At 39.9% G+C, this 25,114-nt stretch carries 34 protein-coding genes; 2 read left to right on the top strand and 32 right to left on the bottom strand.

From position 1 onward, the window contains the following. From MKX80_RS13325 to MKX80_RS13450, 26 genes are all read right to left on the bottom strand, one after another. Complete coding sequence (locus tag MKX80_RS13325; RefSeq protein WP_085959894.1) at positions 1–150, bottom strand: hypothetical protein; 150 nt, start codon at positions 148–150, stop codon at positions 1–3. 29 nt (positions 151–179) lie between these two features. Next, complete coding sequence (locus tag MKX80_RS13330; RefSeq protein WP_016886606.1) at positions 180–629, bottom strand: phage portal protein; 450 nt, start codon at positions 627–629, stop codon at positions 180–182. A 537-nt stretch (positions 630–1,166) separates the two neighbouring features. Next, positions 1,167–1,610, bottom strand: coding sequence for a phage tail tube protein (locus MKX80_RS13335; protein ID WP_061578250.1), 444 nt, complete (start codon positions 1,608–1,610; stop codon positions 1,167–1,169). A 1-nt stretch (position 1,611) separates the two neighbouring features. Then, a complete protein-coding gene (locus MKX80_RS13340; RefSeq protein WP_326073847.1) occupies positions 1,612–3,012 on the bottom strand; it encodes a phage tail sheath family protein in 1,401 nt (466 codons plus the stop codon). Next, on the bottom strand, positions 3,013–3,237 hold the full coding sequence (locus MKX80_RS13345; protein ID WP_268372299.1) for a hypothetical protein: 225 nt from the start codon (positions 3,235–3,237) through the stop codon (positions 3,013–3,015). After that, on the bottom strand, positions 3,238–3,678 hold the full coding sequence (locus MKX80_RS13350) for a DUF6838 family protein (protein WP_339228586.1): 441 nt from the start codon (positions 3,676–3,678) through the stop codon (positions 3,238–3,240). A 13-nt stretch (positions 3,679–3,691) separates the two neighbouring features. Further along, entirely contained in the window at positions 3,692–4,189 is a 498-nt protein-coding gene (locus MKX80_RS13355; protein ID WP_268372300.1) for an HK97 gp10 family phage protein, read from the bottom strand. Then, positions 4,186–4,542: a YqbH/XkdH family protein gene (locus MKX80_RS13360; protein ID WP_268372301.1), complete on the bottom strand. Its 357-nt coding sequence runs from the start codon at positions 4,540–4,542 to the stop codon at positions 4,186–4,188. Before MKX80_RS13360 ends, MKX80_RS13355 begins: the two co-directional genes overlap by 4 nt. Next, positions 4,539–4,934: a DUF3199 family protein gene (locus MKX80_RS13365; protein ID WP_268372302.1), complete on the bottom strand. Its 396-nt coding sequence runs from the start codon at positions 4,932–4,934 to the stop codon at positions 4,539–4,541. The genes MKX80_RS13360 and MKX80_RS13365 overlap by 4 nt, the downstream gene beginning before the upstream one ends. Before the next feature lie 6 nt (positions 4,935–4,940). Further along, a complete protein-coding gene (locus MKX80_RS13370; protein ID WP_268372303.1) occupies positions 4,941–5,354 on the bottom strand; it encodes a YqbF domain-containing protein in 414 nt (137 codons plus the stop codon). Between the two features lie 10 nt (positions 5,355–5,364). After that, on the bottom strand, positions 5,365–6,300 hold the full coding sequence (locus MKX80_RS13375) for a phage major capsid protein (protein WP_085059474.1): 936 nt from the start codon (positions 6,298–6,300) through the stop codon (positions 5,365–5,367). Between the two features lie 12 nt (positions 6,301–6,312). Beyond that, positions 6,313–7,290: an XkdF-like putative serine protease domain-containing protein gene (locus MKX80_RS13380; protein WP_339226951.1), complete on the bottom strand. Its 978-nt coding sequence runs from the start codon at positions 7,288–7,290 to the stop codon at positions 6,313–6,315. 30 nt (positions 7,291–7,320) lie between these two features. Beyond that, on the bottom strand, positions 7,321–8,109 hold the full coding sequence (locus tag MKX80_RS13385; RefSeq protein WP_268338894.1) for a hypothetical protein: 789 nt from the start codon (positions 8,107–8,109) through the stop codon (positions 7,321–7,323). 5 nt (positions 8,110–8,114) lie between these two features. After that, entirely contained in the window at positions 8,115–8,306 is a 192-nt protein-coding gene (locus MKX80_RS13390) for a hypothetical protein (protein ID WP_076793983.1), read from the bottom strand. A 26-nt stretch (positions 8,307–8,332) separates the two neighbouring features. Next, entirely contained in the window at positions 8,333–9,412 is a 1,080-nt protein-coding gene (locus MKX80_RS13395; RefSeq protein WP_268338895.1) for a hypothetical protein, read from the bottom strand. A 103-nt stretch (positions 9,413–9,515) separates the two neighbouring features. Further along, complete coding sequence (locus tag MKX80_RS13400; RefSeq protein ID WP_326073860.1) at positions 9,516–10,481, bottom strand: phage minor head protein; 966 nt, start codon at positions 10,479–10,481, stop codon at positions 9,516–9,518. Next, positions 10,474–12,015, bottom strand: coding sequence for a phage portal protein (locus MKX80_RS13405; RefSeq protein WP_326073862.1), 1,542 nt, complete (start codon positions 12,013–12,015; stop codon positions 10,474–10,476). Before MKX80_RS13405 ends, MKX80_RS13400 begins: the two co-directional genes overlap by 8 nt. A gap of 3 nt (positions 12,016–12,018) precedes the next feature. Beyond that, complete coding sequence (locus tag MKX80_RS13410; protein WP_339228588.1) at positions 12,019–13,311, bottom strand: PBSX family phage terminase large subunit; 1,293 nt, start codon at positions 13,309–13,311, stop codon at positions 12,019–12,021. Further along, positions 13,311–14,039 (bottom strand): phage terminase small subunit, encoded by a 729-nt coding sequence (gene terS, locus MKX80_RS13415; protein WP_016886623.1) that lies wholly within the window; start codon positions 14,037–14,039, stop codon positions 13,311–13,313. Before terS ends, MKX80_RS13410 begins: the two co-directional genes overlap by 1 nt. A gap of 464 nt (positions 14,040–14,503) precedes the next feature. Beyond that, positions 14,504–14,788, bottom strand: a complete 285-nt coding sequence (locus MKX80_RS13420) for a YjcQ family protein (protein WP_026699368.1) — start codon at positions 14,786–14,788, stop codon at positions 14,504–14,506. A gap of 11 nt (positions 14,789–14,799) precedes the next feature. Beyond that, entirely contained in the window at positions 14,800–15,258 is a 459-nt protein-coding gene (locus tag MKX80_RS13425) for a hypothetical protein (RefSeq protein ID WP_326073868.1), read from the bottom strand. 253 nt (positions 15,259–15,511) lie between these two features. Beyond that, positions 15,512–16,021, bottom strand: coding sequence for a hypothetical protein (locus MKX80_RS13430; protein ID WP_326073870.1), 510 nt, complete (start codon positions 16,019–16,021; stop codon positions 15,512–15,514). Between the two features lie 15 nt (positions 16,022–16,036). Then, positions 16,037–17,020 (bottom strand): DUF6731 family protein, encoded by a 984-nt coding sequence (locus tag MKX80_RS13435; protein WP_326073872.1) that lies wholly within the window; start codon positions 17,018–17,020, stop codon positions 16,037–16,039. Between the two features lie 63 nt (positions 17,021–17,083). Then, positions 17,084–17,599, bottom strand: coding sequence for a sigma-70 family RNA polymerase sigma factor (locus MKX80_RS13440; RefSeq protein WP_326073874.1), 516 nt, complete (start codon positions 17,597–17,599; stop codon positions 17,084–17,086). Between the two features lie 378 nt (positions 17,600–17,977). Continuing rightward, entirely contained in the window at positions 17,978–18,439 is a 462-nt protein-coding gene (locus MKX80_RS13445) for an Imm30 family immunity protein (protein ID WP_326073878.1), read from the bottom strand. Between the two features lie 21 nt (positions 18,440–18,460). Beyond that, positions 18,461–20,125: a T7SS effector LXG polymorphic toxin gene (locus MKX80_RS13450; RefSeq protein WP_326073880.1), complete on the bottom strand. Its 1,665-nt coding sequence runs from the start codon at positions 20,123–20,125 to the stop codon at positions 18,461–18,463. Between the two features lie 236 nt (positions 20,126–20,361). Between MKX80_RS13450 and MKX80_RS13455 the strand changes: the two genes are divergently transcribed. Then, complete coding sequence (locus MKX80_RS13455; RefSeq protein ID WP_339226959.1) at positions 20,362–21,501, top strand: Rap family tetratricopeptide repeat protein; 1,140 nt, start codon at positions 20,362–20,364, stop codon at positions 21,499–21,501. A 161-nt stretch (positions 21,502–21,662) separates the two neighbouring features. On the opposite strand, the gene MKX80_RS13460 is transcribed toward MKX80_RS13455, so the two are convergent. The 4 genes from MKX80_RS13460 to MKX80_RS13475 all read right to left on the bottom strand — a co-directional run bounded on the left by MKX80_RS13460 (position 21,663) and on the right by MKX80_RS13475 (position 23,829). Further along, entirely contained in the window at positions 21,663–22,046 is a 384-nt protein-coding gene (locus MKX80_RS13460) for an ArpU family phage packaging/lysis transcriptional regulator (RefSeq protein ID WP_326073883.1), read from the bottom strand. 159 nt (positions 22,047–22,205) lie between these two features. Then, entirely contained in the window at positions 22,206–22,409 is a 204-nt protein-coding gene (locus tag MKX80_RS13465) for a hypothetical protein (protein ID WP_326073885.1), read from the bottom strand. Positions 22,410–22,483: 74 nt separating this feature from the next. After that, complete coding sequence (locus MKX80_RS13470; protein ID WP_326073887.1) at positions 22,484–23,152, bottom strand: hypothetical protein; 669 nt, start codon at positions 23,150–23,152, stop codon at positions 22,484–22,486. A 239-nt stretch (positions 23,153–23,391) separates the two neighbouring features. Beyond that, entirely contained in the window at positions 23,392–23,829 is a 438-nt protein-coding gene (locus MKX80_RS13475; RefSeq protein WP_339226962.1) for a hypothetical protein, read from the bottom strand. Positions 23,830–23,945: 116 nt separating this feature from the next. Between MKX80_RS13475 and MKX80_RS13480 the strand changes: the two genes are divergently transcribed. After that, positions 23,946–24,206 carry a hypothetical protein gene (locus MKX80_RS13480; protein ID WP_268355007.1) on the top strand — a complete coding sequence of 87 codons (261 nt, stop codon included), beginning with the start codon at positions 23,946–23,948 and terminating at the stop codon, positions 24,204–24,206. A 191-nt stretch (positions 24,207–24,397) separates the two neighbouring features. Here MKX80_RS13480 and MKX80_RS13485 read toward each other — a convergent pair whose 3' ends face one another. Both MKX80_RS13485 and MKX80_RS13490 read right to left on the bottom strand, forming a co-directional pair. Continuing rightward, positions 24,398–24,604, bottom strand: a complete 207-nt coding sequence (locus MKX80_RS13485) for an XtrA/YqaO family protein (RefSeq protein ID WP_017474959.1) — start codon at positions 24,602–24,604, stop codon at positions 24,398–24,400. A gap of 71 nt (positions 24,605–24,675) precedes the next feature. Further along, on the bottom strand, positions 24,676–24,942 hold the full coding sequence (locus MKX80_RS13490) for an ASCH/PUA domain-containing protein (RefSeq protein ID WP_017474958.1): 267 nt from the start codon (positions 24,940–24,942) through the stop codon (positions 24,676–24,678). Positions 24,943–25,114: the final 172 nt, after the last annotated feature.

Here is a 25,114-nt window from a genome sequence, read left to right on the forward strand (position 1 = left end):
CTATTTACCTCCCTTCTTTGCCTCTTTCTCTAAAACTTCAAGCTTGTGACCGATAAGCCCAAATAAAAACGCCTTAAAATGTCGCGGCGCTTCATAGACTTCTAGCAGTTGGGATGGAGAATAATGAAGCTCGTGCATGCAGTAATACAAATACACAGCCTCCTTATTCCCATCCTTGATTAGTTTTTTACAGCGGCTTCTAAATCTTCTGGATCGTCTTCAAAGCCGTTGATTTCGATTGCTTTGTTGAGCCAGTTCGCATATTCACCACCGACAGATAGCACGCGCTTGGCGACTTCCACTGGATCAGGGGTTTTATATGCCTCTCTCAACTCTTTTGAACGGAAATCCGGGTAAACAGTAGATTCAACCGCAATTCGCGCATAGAATCGCTGAGTATCCAGATCTTTCACGCGGCCCCGACCTTTCACATTTTTATAAGTTGTGTTCTCTTTTTCTAACTCATCGATGCGCTCTGTCGTGATGGCTTTGAACACAAAAGGAATGACGTTCCCCTCTTTATCTTTAAAACGCTTTGAGATAGGCACCTTTACTTCTTCAGCTTCCTCTGTTTGTCCCGGCATAAAGAAGGAAAGATCATATACTTTTTCATTTTGTTTTTCGCTCATGTTTATTAGCTCCTTTTCATTTTGTCTTTAGGCAATAAAAAAACACTCTCGTTGTTTGAGAGTGTTATGGTAAAATATTCATTGTACATAAAGCTCGGCTCACTCAAGGGTGGTCTGGCTCACTCCCTGAGAAAGGGGGTGAAGCCTATGATGTCGACGTTTCAAAGTTTATCTTTGATGTTCATGTTCGGGATGTTTATCCTGGCTTTGTTGACATACATTAAAAAGATGTAAGAAGTAGACCTCCCTTGAGCGTGCGAAACTTATAGGGAGGTCCGTATTTTTCACCTTCGAGCTAGCCCCTTTTGATGGGCCTGCTTTGTGTATGCCCGGCTGTTGACGCAGCCGGGGTCTTTTTTAGTTTATGCAAAATGTGATGAATGTAAACCATCTGATGTCCTTCAACGATAAAATAGTGACTTTAGGTGACATCAGAAGACTTTGATATACATTCAGTATACATTCATTATCTACAAAACTAATTAATAATGCAATAAAAATTGTATCCTCAATACTTTTAATTGATGGTAAAAAACACTAGAAAGAGTCATTCAGCTTCTCAGGCAAATCAAAATCCTCGAAAGTGAACGGCACTTCCTCTTCAAGCGCCTCTGAGTCTACATCGAGTCCCGCGATTTTGGCGGAGTCAAAGTTCACATCAAACAGTGTGACCCGTTCAGTTCCTCGACCTGCAGACTGGTCATCGAGGACAGCCTGCAATGTGAAATATGGATCTTCTCCCTTTTTCACATAGTTCAGCATCAGCTGCACAAATCGTGATGTAACTTTGTAGAACGTGGCTGTTCCTGTTCCATTTGCCCCTGTTGTTTTATGCCCCGTCATACGGCGGCCCATGACATTGACCTCTGCTTTGTTTTTCTCAACGTTTGCTTCAAATGTTTTAATAAAGGCCAGTTCTTCACCATCCAAAAACAGACGGCCTTCTTTTCCTGAAATCGTGTTTTGAGCTTTAAAAGCCATCTTACTTCACCTCCACATTGAAGTAGAATTTTTCAGCTGCGTCAACTGGCTGAACGGCCAAGTCAATCAAGAATCCGTCACGGTCCTCATTCAGCTTGATAGTCAGATCGTTTTCTGAATCAAAGCCTATAATCCCGTCTCCATCTTCCAGTGTCGTCAGGTATTGAATGATGAGCGTTTTGACATACTGCAGGCCATCATCAGAAGCCGGGATGTCACTGCCGGTTCCTTTTCTAGATTTAATGAGCGCTTTAAGTTCCCGCGTAAGATCGTTGTTGATCGCATCCAGAACCCGGATGATTTTGTTTTTTGAGAACTTCTTATTTTTCTCGGCAGTAAAGGTCGTGAGAGAATTAATATCCTTTTCAACGCTGACAGATTTATCACGAGCGTCAAACGTGAATAAAAACTCTCCGTTGTTCAGCTTCTCAATGACTGTGTCATCGTCAAGGCGGTTCAGGACATCCACCGCGCCTTCGTATTCAACAAAGGTCAAGGATTGATTGAAAGAAGCTCCCGCGCTGGCCCCGGCAACCCATGCTGTAGCCTGATGCGGCGCAATCTCTGTACCGTCATCCAACAGCACACCTTCTGTCACATTGATAATGCCTTCATAATCGCCTTTATAACCGGAAAGGACACCCTGAACCTTTCGCCCCTGCTTATCGCGTAAACGCTGAATAAATGAAACGAATGTGGCTTTCAGCTGCTCACTGTTTTTCACCGGTAATGCGATGGTATCGAAGTATTCTGTTTCAGCTGCATCCAAGAAGTCCATATAGTCTTCATTCGATACACTTTTGTCTGTACCGCCAGACAACCGGACTCCGGCAGAAGGGTTTAATTTTCCTTCTTCCTTGTCACCTTCAGCCCCTGAAAGCGGAATTGTAATGTTCAGTTCTCCTTTTCCAGTGAAGGTGACATATTGGTTTGACTCGAGTTCCTCTGCCTTAGAAACCGTTTGTTTATCGACTTCAGACTGATTAAAGAATGTAGTGACATCATATTTTGAAGAATCCAGGACATTCTCGCTGACTTGAATAATAATGTCATTGCCCTTTGTGCCGCCATAATTGGCTGTAGCTTTTACGCCTTCACCAATATCACCCGTAGCCCGGTTTCCTTCATTCAGGCGATACAGAAGAACTGTCTGCGCTTTTTTCTTAGCCTCTCTGAAAAGGAGGAGGGTTGGATCATTAATTGGCAAACCGACTTTCTTATTCAGGTCCTCAATGCTTGAAATTGAAATGAACTTTTTCGCTTCTCCCCAGCTTGTTTTAACAGGAACAGCCGCAATCCCACGCTCACCAAGAGAAACGCGTTCCTGGGCTGTCGTTTTGAAATTAAAATAAATGCCGGCACGTTCCTTTTCCTTGCCGGGCGTAAATGTTCCGCCATTCATTTAGTTAGCCTCCTTCCGAAGAAATTCGCGAATGCGTTTCTTCGTCTCTGTTTTTGTCACTTGCTTCTGACCTAAACCAAAAAGAGCACCATCCAGAACTTCAGGTTTAACCCCGAATAGCTCTTTACTGTGCTCCCGTAAGTCTTGAATATGAAAAAGAGATTCAGGGCGGCGCGTGGCAGTCAGTCCCTCAACCTCTTCATTTTTTGCTTTCTTTGTATCCACTTATTTCACCCCGCTTGTAAAATCGAAATCTTGAAGAGCTGGCTTTTCATCTCTTTTGTACCAATATCGGCTGTTCCATTGAACAACCAGCACAGCGACCCCTTTATCAGATATTCGTGATTCTATCCGATTGATTCGCAAGGATTCCCCTGTCTCCGTTCCTTTATTATCAACAAGAGGAATCGTGCTGCGCCTTTCCCGTACAGCTTCAGCAATCTTCTCGGCTTCATCATGAGCCTGTTGTGAATCCTTATGAAACAGCTTCACATTGAGGCTGTACGTTTTCTTATACGTTGATACGGTGTCATTCCCATCCGCTACGGATGGCGGCGGGAAATAGAGAGACGGAGTTTTAATTTGAATAGGGATCTCCCGGTCATATATTTGGACGGGAAACACCCGATAAAAGAAGCTCATAATGGACCCGACTTCATCGTTCAAGCCATCACCACCTTTAGAATTCATCTAGCCATTCCTGAAGCTTGCGGTCTAAACTTTTTTCAAACATTCGCTCAAAGATCGCCAGGGCATTGTCCCAGTAGCCGGATCCGTCAACCCATTGAAACTTCAGCAGCATTCCGGTTTCCGCAGCGGGATCATATTCAAAGCGGTCACCTTTCCATCGCCCAGGAACCCACCGGCGGTCGAGATTCTTTGATGGATCAATTGTAAAGTGCCCATCGTTTGCAAAAGAAGCGTATTCCAAGTTGGTCCCTACATCCAATGTCAGATTGCCGGCAGTCGTAGAGAAAATATTGTCTGCGTCACCTTTCTGAAAGGAATTGAGCAAGCGGCGTGTTTCAACCGTTTCAGTTTTCATAATTTCATCTTGCACAATATCCAAAAACTCATAGCCCATCGCCTCAAGCCAGAGCTCATATTGACTTTGAAGCCCTCCGTCAATTGCTTCATCGAGTGCCTGAATAAATTCATCCAAGCCGTCAATTCTCATAGATCGTCACTCCTGATTGCCATCACTTCAATGTGATGATTTTTAATTTTTCTTGGCTTCTGCAGCTTATAAGAAGTTCCTTCCCAAATCACTTTGTCATTCAGTCGAATATCCGCTGAAGCTGGAAAATGAACCAGAAAGGAGTGAACGATCAATGTATTCGGCTCCTGCTGCACAACGGATTGATTTTTCTCCGTAAAGTAACAAGCTTGGTCCAAAATATCCGGTTCATCGGGATAAGAGAATTCTGGCTGGCCATCCTGAACCGGAACACCATACCGGGATTCCGCCGGCCGTTCCTCTTTTAGATGGTAGATGTCACAGCGGTGTGTTAAGAGCCGACTGTAGCTCATAATGCCCTCACCCTAAGGAGAACAGATCCTTTACCATCAGGTGGGACATTTGGATCCTCAACGAAATCTTTTAATAGATTTTCGACATCTGGCTTTTGAATGGTCTGACCGTCTCCGAGCGTATAGGAATAGTCTCCGATTTTTTCAGATTTATAGCCTTTGACGATAGATTCATCAGAATTGATCAAAGCGAAATATTGCGCCATCTTTAATAAGGCAAGCTTAACCTTTTCCGGCAGTGGATGATATTTCTCACCAGAGAAATCATGACCGGCAATGTTTTGAATTTCGGTTTCTGCCTCTAAAATATCGTGCTGAAGCAGGTCATCAGGCCGAGCCTTGACCGTATCGAAAACAGAATAGGCAATCACTTCGTCAGGAGTGATCAACATGCCGCGTCACTCCCCTTGTTTCTGCAGGATGAAGGCAATCCTTTCATCTGCGTTTTTTAACGCTGCAGGATCGCCGCCAAGATCAGAGATAATGTCCTCTTGTCCTGCCTTCGTCATGCCTCTCAATTCTGATTCTGTGTATACTTTCGAATCAGGCGATGCCGCTGATGTTTTAGCGGCCGCTTCCTCTTCCTTCGATTCGCCGCTGTCTTCCGGGCCATCCTCCTTGGACTCACCACCAGTCTCGGGGTCTTTTTTCTCTTCTTTTTCTTTGATCAATTTGCAATCAAACTGTTCATTGTCTTTAAGATAGAGATACACCGATTTCTTGACGTCTCGCTCTGCACCCAGGGTAAAAACATGGTCCATGACATCGTAAGTTTTCCCTTTGATCAGTTGCGCTTTATAGGTATCTGCCATGCGTCTTCACCTACTCTTTGACCTTGATGATTTTGGCTACCGCGTCCTCTTCCTCAAACACGCTGTCCAGTTTTGCAGTCAAAACAATAATGAATTTTCGGCGGCGGATATCTTTATCGACTTCAATTCGGATATTTCGGGAGAAGCCGAGCACGATATTTTTCGGATGAGTCAAAATGACGTCTGATACGTCGATCGCTTTTTCTCCTTCGCCGGTGGAATATGGCTGCATGTTTGCGATTCCTTTGATCGGCACACCAAAAGCAGAAGAAAGCCCGCCTTGAACGGCAGCGTCCCCCAGGTTGGTTTGACGGTCAGCCACTTTATCCTTCCATTCAACTTCAATGCCAGGTGAAGTATAGAAACGGAATTCCTGCGGCACACGCAAATATTTAGGTGGTACAGCCTTATAACCCCGTTTGAAAATTTGCCGTGACAACTCTCCCCCCGCAGCATCTACAATGTGAGATTGGGCCTGCTTACGGATTCCATCAATTTGTGCAAGGAATGAATCATCTGATTTCGAATCACCGTTAATGATTAATTCCTCTATATCTACTGCTGCACGCTCGGCCAGCATTTGCATAATCGTTTTTTGCAGCCCATCTTTTTCGATGTTGTTTTCAAGTGTGTCATACGTAATGTGGGCTTCCGCGATAACTTCTTTTGTGTTAAGGCTGATTGTGCTTGTAGTTGGAACAGCCCTTTCATCAGAAGAAAGCGACTTTCCTTCCTCCGCTGCCCTGAGAATACGCTGGCCAAAACCGATCTTCTCAAATTTCTGTGTATCATGGTCCATCGGAATGACGCGGGCATCATTTAATATTGTTGGCGTATCTTGAACCATACGAATAAATGTATTTGCCTGAGTAGGATTCATCATCCCGCCGCTTTTCAGTGATGCGAGCGTCATTTCTGCCTTGTTGATAATCTCCTGGTTTCTCATCGTATTCCTCCTTTAAAGTAAGCCGTCCCAAACGGACTTTTTGATTTCTTCGTGGTCTGACTCCTGATCAGATCCAGCTTGTTTTGAAATTCCGCGGCTCTTTTCAACAGCTTCTAAGCGTTCTTGAATAGGTGAGAGCTTTTGTTCAAGCAGCTCATCCATTTGTTTAACAAGGGACTGTTCTTGCTCTTCCTCCTGCCCGTCCCCCTCTGCAGATTCCGCTTCCTTTTCTATTTCATCAAGTCGCTTGGTGATCGGGTTTAATTTGTCATCAAGCAATTTCTCAATATCTTCTTTTTTCAACTCGTCTTCCTCCTCATCGTCCTCTGCCTGACTCAGTAATTTTCCGAGAGCGGCATGAGCATTTTTGATTTCCTTCAGATTGGATGCTGAAAACTTGCGGCCAGCTTTTTCGATAGAGGCTTCTTGTTCTTCGTTTTTGCCTAGAAAGAAGTTTTTCAGCAAATTAAAAAGCCCTTTCTCTTCATTGCCAGAAAGAGAAAAAGGCTTTTCTTTTTGTTTTTCGATTGTCTCGGCGATCCCGGCCATTGAATAACCGGTAATATCGCCTTTTTTGATCTGTTCCCAGACCTCATCCGAAGCTTTTGTGACAAGCACCCAAGATCCCTTTTTTATGGTTTCACCATTGACCTCAAAGTCCCCCGGCGCGACATAGGATTCCACCACTTCACCGACACCGCCTTGAAAATCATGTTGCTTATCAATCTCCCGGGCATCCTTCAGAAATCCGTGGGCAGCTTTCTCAATTTCTGCAGCTGTCATGAAGTCCCCGTGCGCGTCGGGCGTATCTGGTTCATATACGATTCCGTATACAAGCTTTTTTTCATCCTCCGCTTTTGTCAGGACTTTGATTTCCTTCTGAAAATCAGGCTGTTTTTCTGATTTCATAAAAAAGAACTGCTTTTGATTAGCAGCCTTGTCAACGTAAGAAACATATGTGATTATTGCGTTTACCAATTCTCTTGGCATATTGTTCACCCCCTTTCATAAAGAAAAATCTCATCTCCTTCTTCTAAAATTATGTACAATCTTGGTCCAAAAACTTCTGTTGTCATCATGATTCAAATCCGTTTTTTCATAATCTCCTCTTTTTAGCTCAGATACCATTAATTTTTTCAATTCTCTAATATCATTATCTATTACTACGGTGTCAATGGCCTCAAGACGACTATCTGACTCTCTCCTATCAAACTCATGAGCAAATTTTTCTAACAGCTTGTCAATTAGGTTAGAGATTGGTTCAGAAAGGAAAAGTATATTATGTGAAAAAAAATCAAAAGCTTCCTCTACATCCTTTCTTAAACTTACAGCTAGTTCATTCTTTATTATTCTACTTACCTGTTGTAAGCAATAATCTTGATCAAGAGACCATTTCTCATTACATTTCTCGTCAATTTTTGTTGCTACCTCTTCAGAAATATTAACCCCAATTGACTCATAGTAATCAAAGATATCAGATGGTTTCTTTATTATTTCTTTGCTAAGATAAGATTTTTGCTCATAGGTATTCAAATTTTTATTTATAGAAAAAATACGCTTGAAAATTTCTGGGTATAGTTCATGTCTTTTAGTAGAGTACAAACTAAAATCATGCATTTTTCTCTCTATATCAAACCTTCTATTTTCAGCATGTTGACTAAGAGCATCTTTATATTTTTCTAACCTTTTTTTGAAAGAATTAGAAATTAAGTTTTTTGAGACTGTTTCGATTATAATGGTCACAATCGAGCTAGTTAAGATGGAAACTGTTATAGGATTAGCGAAAAAAGACTTTACTGATTCAAACATCTTACTTAAATATTCTCTATTTTAAATAGTGTTGGGAAATCCAATTTAAAATCTTCAATTGCTTCTTTTTTCGCTTTTGTAAATTCATCCCCCGTAATAAACCCTTTTTCATTTAAAAGGATAAGGAGAGCATTGGTGTTGATCATGTTATTGACGGCCTCTTCTAACAAATCAAATTCTCCATATTTGATACCCACTTTATACACCCTCTTAATTTTGATTACTATTCTAAAGCTTCTCTAGGTGCTCTAGCTCTAATTGTTTCCAATAAATTATGAGTTAGTTCTTCATTGATTAACCCATATTGGGTTATGTTGTCGACAATGTTTCTTTCAATTCTTTCATAAAAATGCCTTACTTTTTCCATTGAATAATTTTCTTTTTTAATGCCTACTTTAGTTTTTCCATTCCTTATTCCAATTTGGACTGAAACTCTATGTTCATTTTCTCCGTAAGTCATAAGGAGATTCATTTTGATCCCAACTAAATCTCTTCCGTGCCAAAAAAGATATTCACATATTGACCGATCATCGATCAGGTCACTACCTCCCTTTACCGTGACTTGTTGGGGTTCTCTACTGCCTTGTATTGTTTCTAATTCAATTTGATATATGGTTCCAACAGTACCCACCTGAGATAAACCGTGATAAATATAATCTAAAAATTTAACTGTTCGTGCTGAAAAGCTTCCTCTTAGAGCATCTGTAATTCCAGTTTGGTTTGAATCAAGAGGTCTCACTGCATGATCGAAAACAAGAGTTAATGCAGTTAATGCTTCATTAAATAAATCTCTATCTCCCGTAAAAATAGTAACAATCCCTAACTCACGCTTTATTAAAATTCGCACACTTTTAGGATACCTAATTACTTTAGAGTTCATCTCTTCAAAATCATACTCTGGCTTTTTTACGATTCTTCTAAAATAAACTACAATCTCCTGATCATTATATCTTACCAGCTCTAATTGTTGTTTAATTTGTGGTTCATATTCAGGAAGCTCTCTATTGAAATCTTTAGAAATATTAAAATCATTGATATTTGTCCTAAGCTCGTCTTCATCAATTAAATTAAAATTTATAATTCCAATATGGGCAATATAACGCCTTTTTGGGACACCAAATTTATTAAAAACAATTTCTTCAATGTCTTCTTCAGGAATACGTCTAGCTAAATCCTCAACTAATTCTATTCTGTTTTCTCTAGGATTAATTCTTTGATCAGGTCTGTAACGTTCAACAAGTCCACTTAGCTCTGGGGCAGATGATTTTCTTATCGCATGTCTTAAGGTAAACCCATCCGGCATAATACACACTCTCCTAGTTAATGGTCAGGATTCATTTCATTTTGTGATTTCGAAACAATATATTTCGAACCACCTCATATGAAATGAAACTCTTTATGCCTTATTATACAATAATCCCCTTAGAAATTTTATCCTTTCTTTTGAAATCCATTTTATTTAGGTCAATAAGCACTTGATTTCTAATACTTTCTTTAGAATAAATATTTAGGTTTAATATACTATCATCAACAACCGGGCTTAATACACAATGACAATTCACCCGCTCTTTTGCTGATAGTTTTGAGTCTCTTGGATGCATACAGGTTTCCCCACTACCTGGAATCGTGAATTCTTCATCTACTCCAACGATCGTTCCATCGAGAGCCATATGATTTTCCCGCGGATTGTTCTTTTTTCCCCCGCTGTGCCTCCACTTTTTCCCGATGACAGCCGGCGATTGAGTATAAGCTTCTTGCTGCGCTGCAGAGGAAGCGGCAAGCACTTCAGTTATGGCTGTTGTTCGAGCCCGTGCTCGATCAAAATGCGGCAGGTTCCGGAGAGTCAATTCGATATCCTGAATGGAAGAACCGTTCTCAATGGCTTCTGTCAGAACATTTTCTACCGCTTCATGGGTATTTAATTTCATGATCTCGGCCAGCTCTTCAGACCAGCCTTTGATCCAATTTGTTGAACGACTCGAAAGAATTTTAAACGGTACTTCAGGATCCAACGAATCCATGATGACAGAAGCCAGCTCCTCAATGGTCTGCTGCAGGAAACCTTCTGTCAGCTCCTGAAAATGTTCCTCAAAGTCATCCGCTGCAAAAAGGTTCTGCGTAAAATACACCAGAATGGCTTCTAACGTCTCTTTTGAGTCTTTGCTTACAAAATCATTCACACCACTTAAAAACTTCTTACGCTGGCTTCTGAGCAATCTGGCGACCTTTTTTTCATATCCCTCGACATAACCGGGTATCTTAGAAAGGCCGGGGAAATCAGGTATAACCTCCACGAGTGATTTTTCATCATCTTCCTCGGCCTTTCGAATAAAGACGTTCAGAGTGTTTAAAAGCTGATCGGTCTTATTCATTTTGCTTCAGCTCCTCGAGGACATCCCTCAGATCCTTAAGCAACATGATCAAATCCTCTGAACGATTGTCTTTTGATTTTTGAAAAAGAGCCTGCAGCGGATCAGAAGAATTGTTTTGAGCTTTCCCAAGCGGCCGACTGTATTCATCCTCCGGCCATTCTTCAAGTGTTTTCCCAAGCACACGGCCAGCCAGATCCCGTAGATCGTTGGGAGATACAGCGCCGGCATTAATAAAAGGCCCCAACACTTTGGCAATCTCCATCGGATCACGGAAGTCTGGACCTTTTAAAGTAAGCTGCGCATGATAAATATTCAAATCAGACAGAAACAAATTATTCAGTTTTCCGGTTATGATCTTCCTTTCCGGCTGAAAGACTTGTTCTTCTGTGATTTTTCGAGCGGTGTCCGCGGTCGCCTTATTATACTCGTGTGCTTCCCCTGTATAAAGTGGCGGCAGACGGAAGGCAGAACGCAGCTTGCTTCTGCTTTTCTCGTCATATTCAAGGAATAGGGCGTCTTGCTGCAGAATTTCGCCCAGGGACTTAATATCAACTTTGACGGAAGATACATTCTCTTCCCCAGTAATGCCCTTTTCAGTTGGTATTCCCTCTACTTCAAGCAGGAGGAATTTATGAGCGTTTTCTGTGCCTTCAAGGTCATTCATGTACTCCTGCAGCTGTTGATAAGAGGCTTCAGAAAGCATCCCGTTTTCCACCGTGATGGCTGCCGGGATATGCCTGCCTTGCTTAAAGTACATGTAATTCAGTTCTTCCGCTTTTCTGGCCCCGTATAGATTTACGATATGCCCAATCCAACGGGGAAAGCCATAAGCACCGCTACCGAGCTTGAAGTGAATGACTTCGTTAGCTTGAAGCTCCTCTGGAGTGTTAGCTTCGTATTTGCCAGTCCGCAAATTCATAATTCGCGGATCCCCGTATTCCTTAAAGAAGACCTGTTTTCCATTAACCATTTGCACATACTTCCGGAAACTTTTCTTTCTCATCATCGTTTTGATTTCATTGTGTTCGCGAAATGTGAATTCTACTTCAATCGGCTCCGTATAGTGGCATATCCTCATGTTTTTAACATCAAGATATTCAACTCCCGCTGGTTTCCCGGCCCCGTTGCGGAGGACTTCTAGAAATCCATTCCCGGTTTTCTCCCGGTCTTCTATAGCGTACCCGACAACAATTTCAGCCGATTCATCAAAATGAAGGTATCGGATAAATTCCTCAAGCCGTGTCCAGTCATTTTCTGCAGCCTGCTTTTTTTCAGACTGTACATCATCCCCGTTAATGTCAAAGGTGTATTCCACATCAAAACCAAAGCCGAGAATATTCGTTTTGTAGGCCTGAATGCACTGCTGCAGAATTGTCGAATACTCTGCGATGCTTTTCAATTCCTTCAAATTATAAGGCGGCTCGATGATGTTATCGCCGTAGATCTCCGAAAATTGATCTTCATAAATCTGTTTGGTCGTTTCGCTCGGCGCATTCGCTTTGAACACGGTGGCTTTAACAGATTGTTGAGCCATGCTTTACCTCCTCTCTCTATTCGGTCGCGGCCGGACTTTCGGTTTCTCCTTCAGATCGGTGACCTCGTAATCATCGAGGGCATACCAGATGGCTGAAAGAGTGTGGGGATCGATCTTGAATTCATCTTCAATGAGGTTACCCAGCTTGTCCTTTTTATAAGTCAGCGGCTTGAGTTCAAAAATGGTGTTCTTGCATTGGCCGGAACAAATGATCTTTTTAAACCGCTTGATCTTTTTCGTATACTGTAGGCGCGAACCCTGGTACTTGTGGGCTCCCACCATATTGAAACCCTGCTGCCGGAAATACTGAATCGTTTTAGGCTCCGCTGAATCAGCTTTGATCAGCTCCTGGGTTTTCTTGAATTCTTGGAGTTCCTCTGCCGTTCGATCATCCGTCATTCCTCGCTTGTAATACTCCCAGTAGACATAAAGATATTTTTTCTTATGGTCCACCGCAAGCCGGACAACGGCGTTATAGGATTCCTCAAAACCAAAGTCCATTCCTACCCGCTTGATGGGGCGATCAATGTTTGAGATGGCCTGCATCACTTCATCGTGTGGCCACTCTTCAAACTGAGGAAAAACCCGAACCCCATTCACGCCAAAATGACCTTTCCGGGCGATGCGGAAAAGGTCTGGATCGTGAGTTTTCAAGTCTTCCAGCTGGTCAATATAGCTTTTAGGCAGAAATAAATTATCATCGGCTGTCGAGTGATGATAATAGGTGTTATTTTTTATGATCGTTTTCTTTTTATACAGCTCTTCGTCATCCAAGACAAAGAACTGATTTACGTCATCTTTGAAAAAGTGTTTATACGACCAGTTCCCTCTGCTTACAGGGTTTGTTGATAGGATCATATGAAGCATTAAATTTGGGTGCCGCAAACGCCCCAACAGCTCTTTAAATCCGTCATATTTAACTTCTGAACACTCCTCAACCCATACAATTGATACATTATTGATCGATTTCAACTTTGCCGGTTTGTCCATCCCTTTAAAAATGATCTTGCTGCCGTTTGGGAATCGTATTTGCATCGGTGAGCTGACGCACCGGATTTTGCTTTCAAGCCCTAAGTCTGTGATGATCTCTTCAAGCAGGGAAAAAGTCGAATCCCTGTGCGTATCATAAACTTCCCGGACGACTAAGGCTGTCCGCTTTTCCTGCAGTAGCTTCAAAATCAATTTCAGGGCTACATGATAGCTCTTGGATGATCCGTAACCACCGACGAGAAAATAAAATTTCTGCGACCAATCAAAAAGAAAGTCCCTGAAACGGGGGTTCACTTCTTTTTCCATCATCGCTCACCTTTATCCTTGATGATAATTTCAAATGTTGAGTCATTTTCATTGTCGTTCAGTCGCTCGACTTCGGCTTTCGTTTTCTCGATGTTCAAACGCATTTGATCAAGTTTAAGCCGCCGCTCATCTTCTTCATGCGCCAGCTGATCAAATTGCTTTATCAAGCTCCGCAGCTCACCCATAGCCCGCGATTGTGCGTTCAGGAAGGTTGCGTGACGATCCCAAGCGAATTGTACTTCGTACTGCTTTTCTTCGGCGTACTTGATGTCGTCGCCGACGATCAGACCTTTCACTTTTGACAGCTCCTTGGCTGTGTCATCCTTATCCTTTACAAACATGATTCGCTGCGCCCGGATAATGGCCGCGTATTGAATCTGGATTTGATCCCATATCATATCGGCAGGGCTGCGTTCCTGAATCTCTTCCATGATCTCAAGCGTTTCCTCCGGGAGAAACTTGGAGAAAAAGCCATGAGTCACAGCATTCTGATTTCCCTTTGGTGCTGCGCCACCTTTGTTCCCCAAAGCATTCATATTGCCGGGTGGCGCACCTACCTTTTTTGTGTGCACACTTTTTTCAGAGGGTGCACCCTTTTTTCTTTCCCAACCATGCCGCCTTTTCCATGACTTAATGGTGTTCACTGACACCCCGTACTTTTCGGCGAGGTCCTTGTATTTCATTCCTTTGACGTAATCTTTCTGTGCTTGAATGTGCTTTTCGGCCATCTACATTCACCCGCCGCCCCCTTCTGATTTGTGTTTGATTTGGAACGATTACAACCTTTTGTTATTCTGTTAGTTTCATAGCCTATCACCTTCACTACATTGAAATTTTTATATTAATTTACTAATGTATTTGTTATATTAGTAATACACCACCCGTGACAACGCGCTCGTTGTGGGAATTTCCCTGACCGGGGGCCGGTCACTCCTGCCTAGTAAGCAAGGAAAGAGGTGGTGGCCACGATGAAGCTTACGCATAAAGATACGTCGATCGAAATAGATCCGGTGTTGATTTTAGTGTGTGTTGATTTTGTGGCTAGTCTGCTCCAATAGGGGCAGGCTTTTTATTATTCTATCTAAACCGAGCCCACACTCAGGGGCCTTCTTTAGCCGTCGATTGTATATCCTGAGATTCACTGGACCCGGTTTACAGGGAACAAAAAAAAGCACCCCGCAGGATGCTCTTGTTATTTAATCCAATCTTTAATCTCTTTAATAGTCTTATACGCCTTAGACCATGTTCCATTCTCTTTCAAGTAGTTTTCGCCTTTCTCTGTCAGTTCAGGTCCTAATTTGTATAAATGAGGTCTATTATCTGAATAATGGACCCCAATTATATACCCTTCGCGTTTTAAAAAGTTCACAGCATCATCAAATTGATCTTCAGTAACTCCAATATCGTTTTCTGACAAAGGGGTATTACCTTCAAAAATTTCTTTTAAGATTGCATACCTTAATTTATCCTTATTCATATTTTCTCCTTTCAGCCTTTAGATCTGTCTTTCTCTTTTCTCTCTTTGATTTGTTCAAATATTTTCATAATAGAAATTGCTTGATTTCTATGTTTTCTTTCTACTGCAATTATCCAAACAATAGCAGCAATTGTACCAGCAGCAAAAGCTAAAGCCCCCCAATGTTTTTCATAAAAATTAAAGAACATGGTGAGATATGCTGCAAATAAAGGGATAAAGGCAGGAACATATTTTGAATGATCATGGACAATATCTATATGAGAAAATCTCGATATAGCAAATTCTAAACATTCAATATCCAACTTATAAAGAAGAGATTGGAACCTTTTGTATTCTTTCTTATCATGACCAATTCGAGTTTTTTCAAAAAAGAAAGCGAGTAGCTCCTTTTTGTGATAAGTATAAATAGCATTTTCCAGTTCTTCTAAGTCCCCATTATTCTTCTTTTTATTATTTTTCTTTTTATTCATTTTACAATTCACTCCCATTTTTAATATCGGGAATGAAATGTTATGATTAACAATTCGCAAAATTTGTCGAACGAAAGCACCCTTCATAAATAGGTGGCAGTCGTAAGACAAAAAAAGCACCCTTCAACTGCAGGTGCAATCAATCAACGTTTCTTTTTATAGCCTTCAATATCTTTTCTCAAGAATAGGCGATCTCTATTTGTTGTTTTAATCGGAATCAATGTTTTGTAATCAACCAGAGATATTTAAATTCCTACTGCCTTCTGTTTCTGGTAGGATTATTAAAGTTTTTGACAATTAGGTCAGTAATTAATTTCACAGAATAGAAAGAACCTAAGGTCATCAACCAAATAAAAATGAACCATACTCCATCAATTACAGCTTTAACAATTTGATTACAAATATCAGGTAAACTATTTACAATAATTGAACAGATAACCACAATTAGAGCATAGTATATTTGAGTTCTCAAATTTGTATATATCTTTTTCTGAAGGTTAGGATAGTATTCATTAAGCCTTGCAAAAACCGGGCTTCCTTGTAAAGAAATTAATAAGCTAAGAAAAACACCCATAACCCCTATTACAATAGACGCAAAAGTAATAATATTTGAGCCATTACTTTTCAAATTTACTATCCAGTTTAGATAACTGAGTACCCCAGTCAAAATCCCTAAAATAATACAAATTATAATGTTATATTTAACCCAAATATCCTCTAATTTATGCAACAGATTAGTTAACCTGGTTTGCTGCTCACTCATAAATACATCACCTCGTTATCTTCTCAAGACACGTCTAACATCACCACGCCTTCTATCATAAGTTTCGATAAAGGATTGGTATAAATATTCGTGGGCTACCGTTTGCCTTGGACGTACTTCTATACTTATACGATCTGACAATCTTGGCTCAATTAAATTTACTGTCTCAACTTCTGCTTCTTCATTTTGTAGTGCTGTAAGCTCAATTGTCGGACGGTTGCGTTCGCCAGTCTGTTCAAAATCTCTTAAAGTTCTTCTAATAACATCTTCATCAAGAGATGCTGTTTTTTCACTTCTACCCAAAGAAATAGTTAACTCAGCTATCACTCCAGCGCTCTCTCCTAATAAACGACGTGTTTCGCTTATTAAACTATTCTCCTCCAAACCAGCATCCAACATAACATCTGCACACTTAATTCTAATTTTTTTGTAAAAATCTGCTTCCATTAATCTTCTGACTTTCGAGCCATCAATAACTGGAACAAGTTTGACAATCAAAGGAATATCTTCAGTGTTACCAAGAGTATCTAAATATCTGAACCTTAATTGAGTTAGCACGTTCTCTGTCTGAGCAATTGTTAGTCCATATAAATTAGACTGTACTATCGCAGTATTTAATTGATTATCATAAATAAAACTGATGAATTCTCCAATATACTCATCCTGTTCAAGAAGGATATTCTCTTTTATCTCCCCAAACCTCTTTTTAGAGGGGATATTATTTTCCCTCAATTTTGATAGTTGAAAACTGTAGATGTTTCTTCTTTCATCAAAAGTGTAAGTATCTTTTTCAATCTCAGCATATTCATCACCTACTGGAACTGTGGTTCTAAAAGTTTCCGCATTTACCATTAGGTAATCCAAAAAGGGTTGCATATTCCATAAATCAGCACCGTGATTTATTACCCCATCTTCTGGATTCAACTCAGCTCTAACCGCTAGGTCAGCTGGGACTAATTGTACTTCAAAATAATTAAAACGAACATACTTTCTTGCCATATTTTATCTCCCCTTTCGATATAAGTATAACATCGACAGGGGTTAAATAACTTTTAATGGAACTTATGCCAAACACAAAATACTGTGTTCTGCTCTATTTTTCATTTTCAAACGAGAACGCTCAATGTTTTTCTGCACTGTTCCTTTTTTAATGTTCAGCAGCTGGGCGATCTCCTCGAAAGACATGTTTTGCACAGTATGCATGATGAATATGTCCTTCTCTCTTTCGGTAAGTACAGAAAGGGCATCAGCAATCCTTTCTTTCTCCCAGTCGCTTACTTCTCCTTCTGGCTCCTGATTGATCGCATATTCTTCTGGCATTGCATCAATGATACGAGGATCAGCAAGAATCGTTCTTTGATAAACGTCCCTTCTGTCAGCTCCCCGGCGTGCGCCTGGTTGTCTTCCGTTCTGCAGCCATTCTAGAGTAAATTCAATATCACTGATCATACTGCCAATGATCTTCTTATCGTTCTTTTGTTCAGCCGTCATTTCAATTTCTGGCGTTTCCGAGAATGTCCGGTACATCTTTCTCGCTTCTTTTAACGTTCTTTTGTATTCAATGATTAAATCCTGCATGTTTATCCCCCTCTTATTTACGCTTAAAAGCGCTGCCTTTGCCTCTTCTCAGTGTCTGCTGTCTTTGCCCATCATTTCCCGCCAAAAACGCTCAGAACGCTCCTGGCGTTTTTATTGGGCTTTTTCTTTTCCTGTTTCATGTCGTCCTTCCGTTCAAATAAAAAAACAGACACCAAACAAACAGCTAATGCTGTAAGTTCAGTGTCCGCAGGCTCTCCTTCTTGGACTCGATATTCACGTTCGTTTTTCTTGTCTCTATCGTATGACAAAGTGGAATAGAAAAAGTCCCCCATTTTATCCCCCTTTTTGTCGGATTTTTCTCGGATTTGAAGATAAAAAAACCTTGAAAGGCAAAAGCATTTCAAGGTTTAAAGCATTTTAGATACAACTAATTACTTCATCTACAGATTTACTAAACATATCAGGGTCTTCATTTTTTATTTCAGTTAATAAATCTTTAATATTATCTACTATTGATGGATCCTGTTTTGATAGTACATTGCGATAAGCTAATCTTACTTCAGGATGGTTAAGAATCCTGTAATGTAAGATTTCAATCCATTCTTCACCTTGGTTAAGAATCTTTGGAATAGCTTTAGCAATGTAAGTTAGTCCTTCTTCTATATTATTTTTGTATAACCTTTCTATTCCGTGAACTAAGCCAAACATAACCTCGAATTGTTCAGTATCATCATCAAAAGCCAAACATAATTCCGAAATAGCCGAAACATCTCCATAATCAATGACCTTTGCCAAGGACTCTTCAAACTCTTGTATTTCATTTTCATTTTCTAAAAAGCGGTTATCATATAATTTTTTTAATTCTTGCTTAAGATCCAAAGGAATTCATCCTTTCCATATTTACTTATTGAATAAATTAGGGTACTGCTCTCTATTTTTTTTCATTACGCTTTTTAAACCTTGTCTTATCTCAGAATTGTATAAACCATCTTTTATATAAATCTTCCGAGCATCCCAAATATCATGAGCTAAGGCATCGCGATTACTAAGGTTAAGATAATCCTTCAATTTTTGCCCAGATAAACCATAAGTATATGTCTCACGATGTCTACCCCCAGTACCCGGATGTGGTTGTTCCATGTTCATACTAATACCATTGTTCCTTTTTACACCCGACTGTTTCATTTTCGCAGCAGACGGCATGTGATGAGGAGTAATATTATCAAAGGCAGTTCCTTGCTTAACCAGTTCTTTATACGTTCCAACTTTTCCTTCGTTAGGAAGCAGAGATTTACCAGTACCCTTAGCACTTTTTTCAACAGCAGAAACCTTTTCAACCGTCTTCGCGCCTTTAGTCGCTTTAAAAACATATTTTCCTACCTTGACTACTTTAGTAGCGGGTATGACAGAAACACCGGACAGGATACGGTCAGTGACAGATAGTTTTTCACCAGTCACAGGGTCAACACCTGTTATCGCTCTATAACCATCATATCCACCGGACAACTCTCCAACTGTGTCTTTAGCCCAATCAAGAGCTTTTTCAATGTCGCTTTTCTTCACTCTGCTTTCCGGTATGCGACTGACAAGTTCGTATTTCACTTCACCGCCGGATATGTATTTCCGGACAATTTGACCGTTTGAATAAAGCATGTACGAACCGCCAACGAAGTCCTTGCCTGTACCGATTTCATCGGTGACATCGACAGAACCGAGCTTTTTGTATCCCTTCATATTATATACTTTGCCTTTGATGATGCGAATACCTGTATCAATCTTTTTAGCATGATCTGCTTTGGTAAGTGAATCGACTTCAGATTCTTCTTGATCGGACAATTTTTTTAGCATGATTTCCATCGGCGAAGGCTCAGCATTTTCTAACTCTCCCTTTAAACCGCCGACCGGACCGTTAATGTTTGTATTCTCATCCGGTTTTAAAATTGAGCCTTTTTTATAGCTTGTAATCTCGATTTTTGGTCCTGTGTACATTTTCTCAAGCTCTTTGATGTATTTTTGCATCGTTTCAAGGTCTTGTTCAGCAGTTTTAAGAGCGCTTGTCTGTTCGCGGTCAAAAGCATGCAGCTTTTCAATTGTCTGATTGATTTCCTTTAAGGCTTTCCTGTTCTGTTCGTGAAAATCGCTGTCATTCAAATCAGGCAAATCGACGATGTGGCTGACTTTTGCGATCGTGGCATTTGTTTTAGATACCAAACGCTTCGTTGTGCGGTCAGCCGCATTCACCCCTTGTTCCAGCTCGTGTTCGAGAAAGTTTTGCGAAATAAACCCGTTATGGTTTGGTTCCAGGGAATTCAACGCGCTTTTCATTTTCTTTAGCGTGGAACTGTATTCCTCTATAAACGTATCATAGAACTGTAGAAAAGGGGTGTGGCATTCCTCGTAAAACGCGCGGATCGCGTCGCCGCCTTTTCCTTTTAAAGCATCATCAAGTGATGTGATGCCTTCAACGGTTTTTTTGACTTTAGAAAATTCGTCTGATTGTTGTTTTAATTGTTCCAACGTTTGATCAATAGCTTTGTGCAACGCCTGAACATCAAGAGTCTTCATAGCATTCTCCTCTAATACTAAAGTGACATACCTCGAAATATTTTACCACTTTATAGAAAAGAATTGGTGAATAAATCCTGACCACCCATGAAAATGAATCAAAGTGATTAGGTCAAAAAAACTATTCGTGTCGAATTGTGTCATCAGTATAAAACGATTGTCAAAAACTCATCTTTTCTGTAAAATACAAGAAAGTATGAAAATGGAAAAAGGTATCCTAGGGAGGGGCTATCAATTTGACTGAAAAAATTTCGTCAGCGGCTGTCGGTGTGAAGATAAATGAATGGTATAGGTATATAAGGATTTTTAGTGTGCCTGATGCCGAAATTTTAAAGGCAGAGATTGAACGAGATATTCAAGAAATGGAAGAAGACCAAGATTTGCTTTTATATTACTCTTTAATGGAATTTAGGCATCGCATTATGCTTGAATACATTGCACCAAGCGAAAATTCTTCTTCACATCCATCAATTTCAGAATTGTTGCACAATATAGACAACAAACAGGCTCGTTTAAAAGGCATCCTCGAATACTATTATAATTTTTTCCGCGGTATGTATGAAAACGAGAAAAGAGAGTACATATCCGCCATTACTTACTACAAACAGGCAGAGAACAAACTTGCTCTTGTTGAAGACGAAGTGGAAAAAGCGGAATTTTTCTTTAAAATCGCAGAGGTCTATTACTACATGAAACAGACATATTTTTCGATGCACTATGCACAAAAAGCTCTGGAGAGATATAGAGAACAAGAAACATACAATTTGAGAATTATCCAGTGTCACACCATAATGGCCGGAAACTGGATCGATGCAAACAGATATGAAAAAGCAGTGCTTCATTTAAAGAAAGCCTTAGAAATGGCTGAAGAAGAAAAAAATAAACCAATGATTGCCCGAGCCCTTTATAACATCGGTGTTTGTTATTATAATCAGGATCTGTACGAGCAGTCAGTTGATCATTTTCAAAAAGCAATTTTAATTTTTAAAGAAGAGGGCTTCATTAAATCCCTCCCGCAAGCATACTTTTTAATGACACAAATTCATTTCAAACAAAAAAACAAGAAGAAAGCGCAACTCTTTTTTGATGAGGGTTGCGAGCATTCGAATGAGGTTGGTGACTCAATTTATAGCCTGAAATTTGAGTTTTTAAAGGGTCTTTATTTAGATGGTCCTGACACCAAAAAAATTGATCATTGCTTACTTCACTTAGAATCAAAAAAAATGTTTCCAGATGTAGAGGATATGTCACTAGATGTGGCTAAATACTATCATGAGAATGAATGTTTTGAAATGTCATCTCTCTACTTTTTAAAAGTAGAGGAGGCAAGAAAACAAACACAGCGGGGGGATTGTTTGTATGAAGTTGAAGTTTAAAGCACTAACAACATCTTTGGCCGTAACAGCCGCTTTGCTATCAATTGGATTTATAAATGTAGTGTCAAGCAGTTACCACATTGCAGAAAGGCTCATGGTTTAAGCAATCAAATAATAAATAGCGGACTCATGAGAGTCTGCTTTTTTGTTCTTAACAGCCCTCAGATAATCCCGAGAGCTGTCGCAAGATTGTAAATGGCCCGCCGTTTGACCTGATAGTATTTGTCCTTTTTCAACCCCATCTCCATATAAATCTCAATGTCCTTTATTTTTTGGGGAGAGAGATACTTGGCCTTTATAATCTTTAATTCATCATCATCAAGACTTTGTTTAAGCGCCCTGTCCATCTGACAAACTTTCAATTCATTTAAAGAGTGCTGATCCCTGAGCTTCGGGAAAAGGTTATTCATCCCGGCTGCTTCCCGTTCTTTCCGGTTTTCAATCTGAACCTTCAAAGCCTTATATCTTTTTAGCTCCCTTATAATCGTATTTCTGACTTCTTTTTCGTCTATAGGCGGCAGAAAAGCCAATTGTGTAGCTGACATTATAAATCCCTCCTGAAAACAAATTAGACACCAAATAAACGTTTATACAACGTCGATTTGGTGTCCGCAGGCTCTCCATCTTGGACGTTTATTTTGTTTTCGTTACATCTCAAATTATGGTTCCGGGTTAGCCGGGACGGCCGCCGTATGGCGGTTTTATTATTCCGAATCCTCTCCGATAGAAATAACGTTCGTGTGTTCTCCGTCATAAATGGCGATAGCCTTTTTACCACTCATTAATGCATCACATAATTCTTTCGCTTCTTTCTTTGTTACCATATGATCGGTACTTTTCCAACTGTGATTTAGAACTTCCATTCGACTTTCTTTTGTATTTTCAATAATTTCAATACCGTATTTCACCCTACATTCCCCTTCCCGGCCGCTGTTTTGACATATTCTCAGTGTCCGTAGACTTTCATCTAGAACTTTCTAAATCAATATTCAAATTTGCAATACTTTAAGGCTTGCGGACAGTAAATTTCTAATGGTTCTTTTATTCGGGAGCTATCAACATTTTTCCATAGAATTCTGTATTCTTTTTGGTTTTTGTATTTAACATCTTTAATTAGACCAGGAATAATATTGAAATCTGCATCTCTTGGATTAAATCGGCGTTCACGATCAGTTAAATACAAACATTTATCAGCAGCAAATAAAGACTTCTTCTTTTTTGACATTGATTTGTTTAACTCATTTAAAAATGACGGAAAATCTTCTATTATAAGACAAGATTCACCGAATTCTTTTTTAACATAATCATCATATTCTTGACAAAGACAATAAACATAACAATTGTCGTCTTTTTCTTTAAGCACTAACTGTCCACCTGTTATTTGGAAGTTTTCTACTCCTTCAAAATTAAAAAAGTGGCTTACTTCCTTTCCTAAGGCTGTATTTCGATCCTTACTATGAAATACATAAGAATTAAGGTTAATATTCTTAGATGCCTGTCCTTCTAAATCGTCTCCAATAACGCTACCATATTTACTCTCTGGGTAATTGTTCAAGTGATTAATATAAATTTTATTAGTTTTTTGTATTTTTTTTAGATAACAAGGTTTCATAAATTTATATAATTTTTGGGGTAGGTTAATGTTTTTCATATGTTACTCCCTTTTTTGGAACAATTATATAATTTATACTTACCTTTATCAAATTTCCCCTATTCTGACGCTTGGTCTGCTAGATGCAGGAGTGCTGCAGAAGGCATCGGCGCTACCACTAACAATATAGAGATGAGCAACCTGACATCCCAACATAAACATGAAAAATTAAAACCCCTTTTATAATGTTCAGACATTTTATTTCCATCACTCCGCACCTGTAACTAAAGTATTATGGTTCATTTAATATAAAACTGTTTGGACTCAAATGCCCCGATATAGTTGTTTTTCTTCGCATCCGTGTAGCAATCAAGCTGAATGACATATGACCCTTTCCCGGTGCGCTTCCGAATCTCGCTGAAGCTGAAAGACTTTAACGGCGTTGAGTGCTTGAAGTATCCCCGCTGTACCAGGTTTGTATCAGTTAAGCCGCCGCCAGAACGTTTTTTATAGACGCTCGCTGTGTAGTAAAGTTTGCTTGATCCTTTCTTTTCGGCTCGCCAGTCAACTGTCTTTGCTCCCGAATAGTAATTCGTGTCGTCTGTGAAAATCCTCGCTGTATGGCCGAATAACTCTGTTTGCCAAGGCGACCAAACAGCTGCAGCGGATTGAGAGAATAAAAGTGATCCAGAAAGCAAGAGTGACAGTGTAACAATGATTTTGAATGGGTTTTTCATCAATCATTCCTCCTTTTAGCCAAGTGTTCACAAATAATTAACATATATTAACAAGGCTTTTTCTTACAATAATCGAATTCATTAAGTGTATTAAATCTAAACAAGGGGTGTTTAAAATGAATTTGAAAAAAGTTTTAACATGTTCAGCATTGGCAGGTACATTATTGGTAGCCTCTATGCCTGCAATTTCTGCTTCGGCTACAAGCCCAATTACTGAAACAAAAGCGGAAAAAACTTGTGAATCACAACAATTCGGTCCATATCCATCAAGAAATTCAATTCCAAACGTCTATGATGATGGCGTTCATAAGTGGTATCTAAAAGGTGTTGCTTCGTGGAAGGGCGAATGGTATGGAAATTATGAGCGTTGTTGGTAATATAAAGGGGGGCTCCCCCTTTTTTTTATGTTTTTCCCCCTTCTGAATTCTGTTCCGCCATCTCTAAAAATATCAACGAAATTATCGCAATAACTACCAACATCTTTGTGATAAGCTACTCGACAGTGAGGAGGACAATTGTTACTCTGATCATCTTTTATTCCTCCTCCGCAGGGGAAAGCCCCTGCTTTTTATCTGAATTTGTGAGACGACTCAAGCAGAATCTTGGAAAAATCACCTTTTGCCGTTTCAATGATCGTTTTTCCGTGTTCCGGCGCCTCAGCTTCATAAGCTGCACCGTTTACGCCATCTAAAACGATGACAGTTACTTTTCCACGCTGAATTTTGCTTTTAACCGAAAAATCTTGATTGATGTCTAACTCTATTGGACGGTTCACCTGCATCGCTCCCTGTGCTATGATAGAAATACCAGTTTGTATCACAGCCGGGGCAATTTGCTTCGGTTTTTTTATTGGTTAATTTCAATGATGTCGCATTCTGCTTTTTTCTTGGTTCCAAGAACGACATAACCTGGTTTCTGCATATAATCTGTGACGTACGTGATCAAAACATCCACCGATTGCCCAGTAAAAACACCGTCTTCCCATTCATGCAGACACAAGCTGTCTCCTTCTCGAAAACCCCTGTCATTTTTTCTAATTTCAAAGTTCTTTCGTCCATCTTCTACAGCTTTAAAATATGGTGGCAAAATTTTAAGATGATGCGTCACACTCATTTTTAAAACTCCTTCCACATTTCGGACAGAAAGGTCCATTATATTTTTCTGTGACTAATTTATACCAATAACCTCTTTTTACTGACGTAATTGATTTACAGTTAAAACAGAGAAAATGCTTGTATGTGAAAATCCGTTTGATTTTCTTCAGCATTTTACTTTCCACCTTTCA

Source organism: Bacillus sp. FSL K6-0972, assembly GCF_037976035.1.
GTDB lineage: Bacteria > Bacillota > Bacilli > Bacillales > Bacillaceae > Bacillus > Bacillus haynesii.

Coding starts and splice junctions, on each gene's coding strand:
- MKX80_RS13370 (WP_268372303.1), bottom strand. CDS start 5,354: ATGGCAGATACCTATAAAGCGCAACTGATCAAAGGGAAAACTTACGAT.
- MKX80_RS13360 (WP_268372301.1), bottom strand. CDS start 4,542: ATGAGCTACAGTCGGCTCTTAACACACCGCTGTGACATCTACCATCTA.
- MKX80_RS13430 (WP_326073870.1), bottom strand. CDS start 16,021: ATGAGTGAGCAGCAAACCAGGTTAACTAATCTGTTGCATAAATTAGAG.
- MKX80_RS13410 (WP_339228588.1), bottom strand. CDS start 13,311: ATGGAAAAAGAAGTGAACCCCCGTTTCAGGGACTTTCTTTTTGATTGG.
- MKX80_RS13355 (WP_268372300.1), bottom strand. CDS start 4,189: ATGAGAATTGACGGCTTGGATGAATTTATTCAGGCACTCGATGAAGCA.
- MKX80_RS13420 (WP_026699368.1), bottom strand. CDS start 14,788: ATGAATAAGGATAAATTAAGGTATGCAATCTTAAAAGAAATTTTTGAA.
- MKX80_RS13380 (WP_339226951.1), bottom strand. CDS start 7,290: ATGCCAAGAGAATTGGTAAACGCAATAATCACATATGTTTCTTACGTT.
- MKX80_RS13470 (WP_326073887.1), bottom strand. CDS start 23,152: ATGAAAAACATTAACCTACCCCAAAAATTATATAAATTTATGAAACCT.
- terS (WP_016886623.1), bottom strand. CDS start 14,039: ATGGCCGAAAAGCACATTCAAGCACAGAAAGATTACGTCAAAGGAATG.
- MKX80_RS13460 (WP_326073883.1), bottom strand. CDS start 22,046: ATGTCAGCTACACAATTGGCTTTTCTGCCGCCTATAGACGAAAAAGAA.
- MKX80_RS13475 (WP_339226962.1), bottom strand. CDS start 23,829: ATGAAAAACCCATTCAAAATCATTGTTACACTGTCACTCTTGCTTTCT.
- MKX80_RS13480 (WP_268355007.1), top strand. CDS start 23,946: ATGAATTTGAAAAAAGTTTTAACATGTTCAGCATTGGCAGGTACATTA.
- MKX80_RS13385 (WP_268338894.1), bottom strand. CDS start 8,109: ATGTTTGAATCAGTAAAGTCTTTTTTCGCTAATCCTATAACAGTTTCC.
- MKX80_RS13440 (WP_326073874.1), bottom strand. CDS start 17,599: ATGCAGGATTTAATCATTGAATACAAAAGAACGTTAAAAGAAGCGAGA.
- MKX80_RS13400 (WP_326073860.1), bottom strand. CDS start 10,481: ATGAATAAGACCGATCAGCTTTTAAACACTCTGAACGTCTTTATTCGA.
- MKX80_RS13490 (WP_017474958.1), bottom strand. CDS start 24,942: ATGAGTGTGACGCATCATCTTAAAATTTTGCCACCATATTTTAAAGCT.
- MKX80_RS13405 (WP_326073862.1), bottom strand. CDS start 12,015: ATGGCTCAACAATCTGTTAAAGCCACCGTGTTCAAAGCGAATGCGCCG.
- MKX80_RS13365 (WP_268372302.1), bottom strand. CDS start 4,934: ATGTTGATCACTCCTGACGAAGTGATTGCCTATTCTGTTTTCGATACG.
- MKX80_RS13375 (WP_085059474.1), bottom strand. CDS start 6,300: ATGAGAAACCAGGAGATTATCAACAAGGCAGAAATGACGCTCGCATCA.
- MKX80_RS13450 (WP_326073880.1), bottom strand. CDS start 20,125: ATGAAGACTCTTGATGTTCAGGCGTTGCACAAAGCTATTGATCAAACG.
- MKX80_RS13435 (WP_326073872.1), bottom strand. CDS start 17,020: ATGGCAAGAAAGTATGTTCGTTTTAATTATTTTGAAGTACAATTAGTC.
- MKX80_RS13395 (WP_268338895.1), bottom strand. CDS start 9,412: ATGCCGGATGGGTTTACCTTAAGACATGCGATAAGAAAATCATCTGCC.
- MKX80_RS13335 (WP_061578250.1), bottom strand. CDS start 1,610: ATGGCTTTTAAAGCTCAAAACACGATTTCAGGAAAAGAAGGCCGTCTG.
- MKX80_RS13340 (WP_326073847.1), bottom strand. CDS start 3,012: ATGAATGGCGGAACATTTACGCCCGGCAAGGAAAAGGAACGTGCCGGC.
- MKX80_RS13425 (WP_326073868.1), bottom strand. CDS start 15,258: ATGAATAAAAAGAAAAATAATAAAAAGAAGAATAATGGGGACTTAGAA.
- MKX80_RS13330 (WP_016886606.1), bottom strand. CDS start 629: ATGAGCGAAAAACAAAATGAAAAAGTATATGATCTTTCCTTCTTTATG.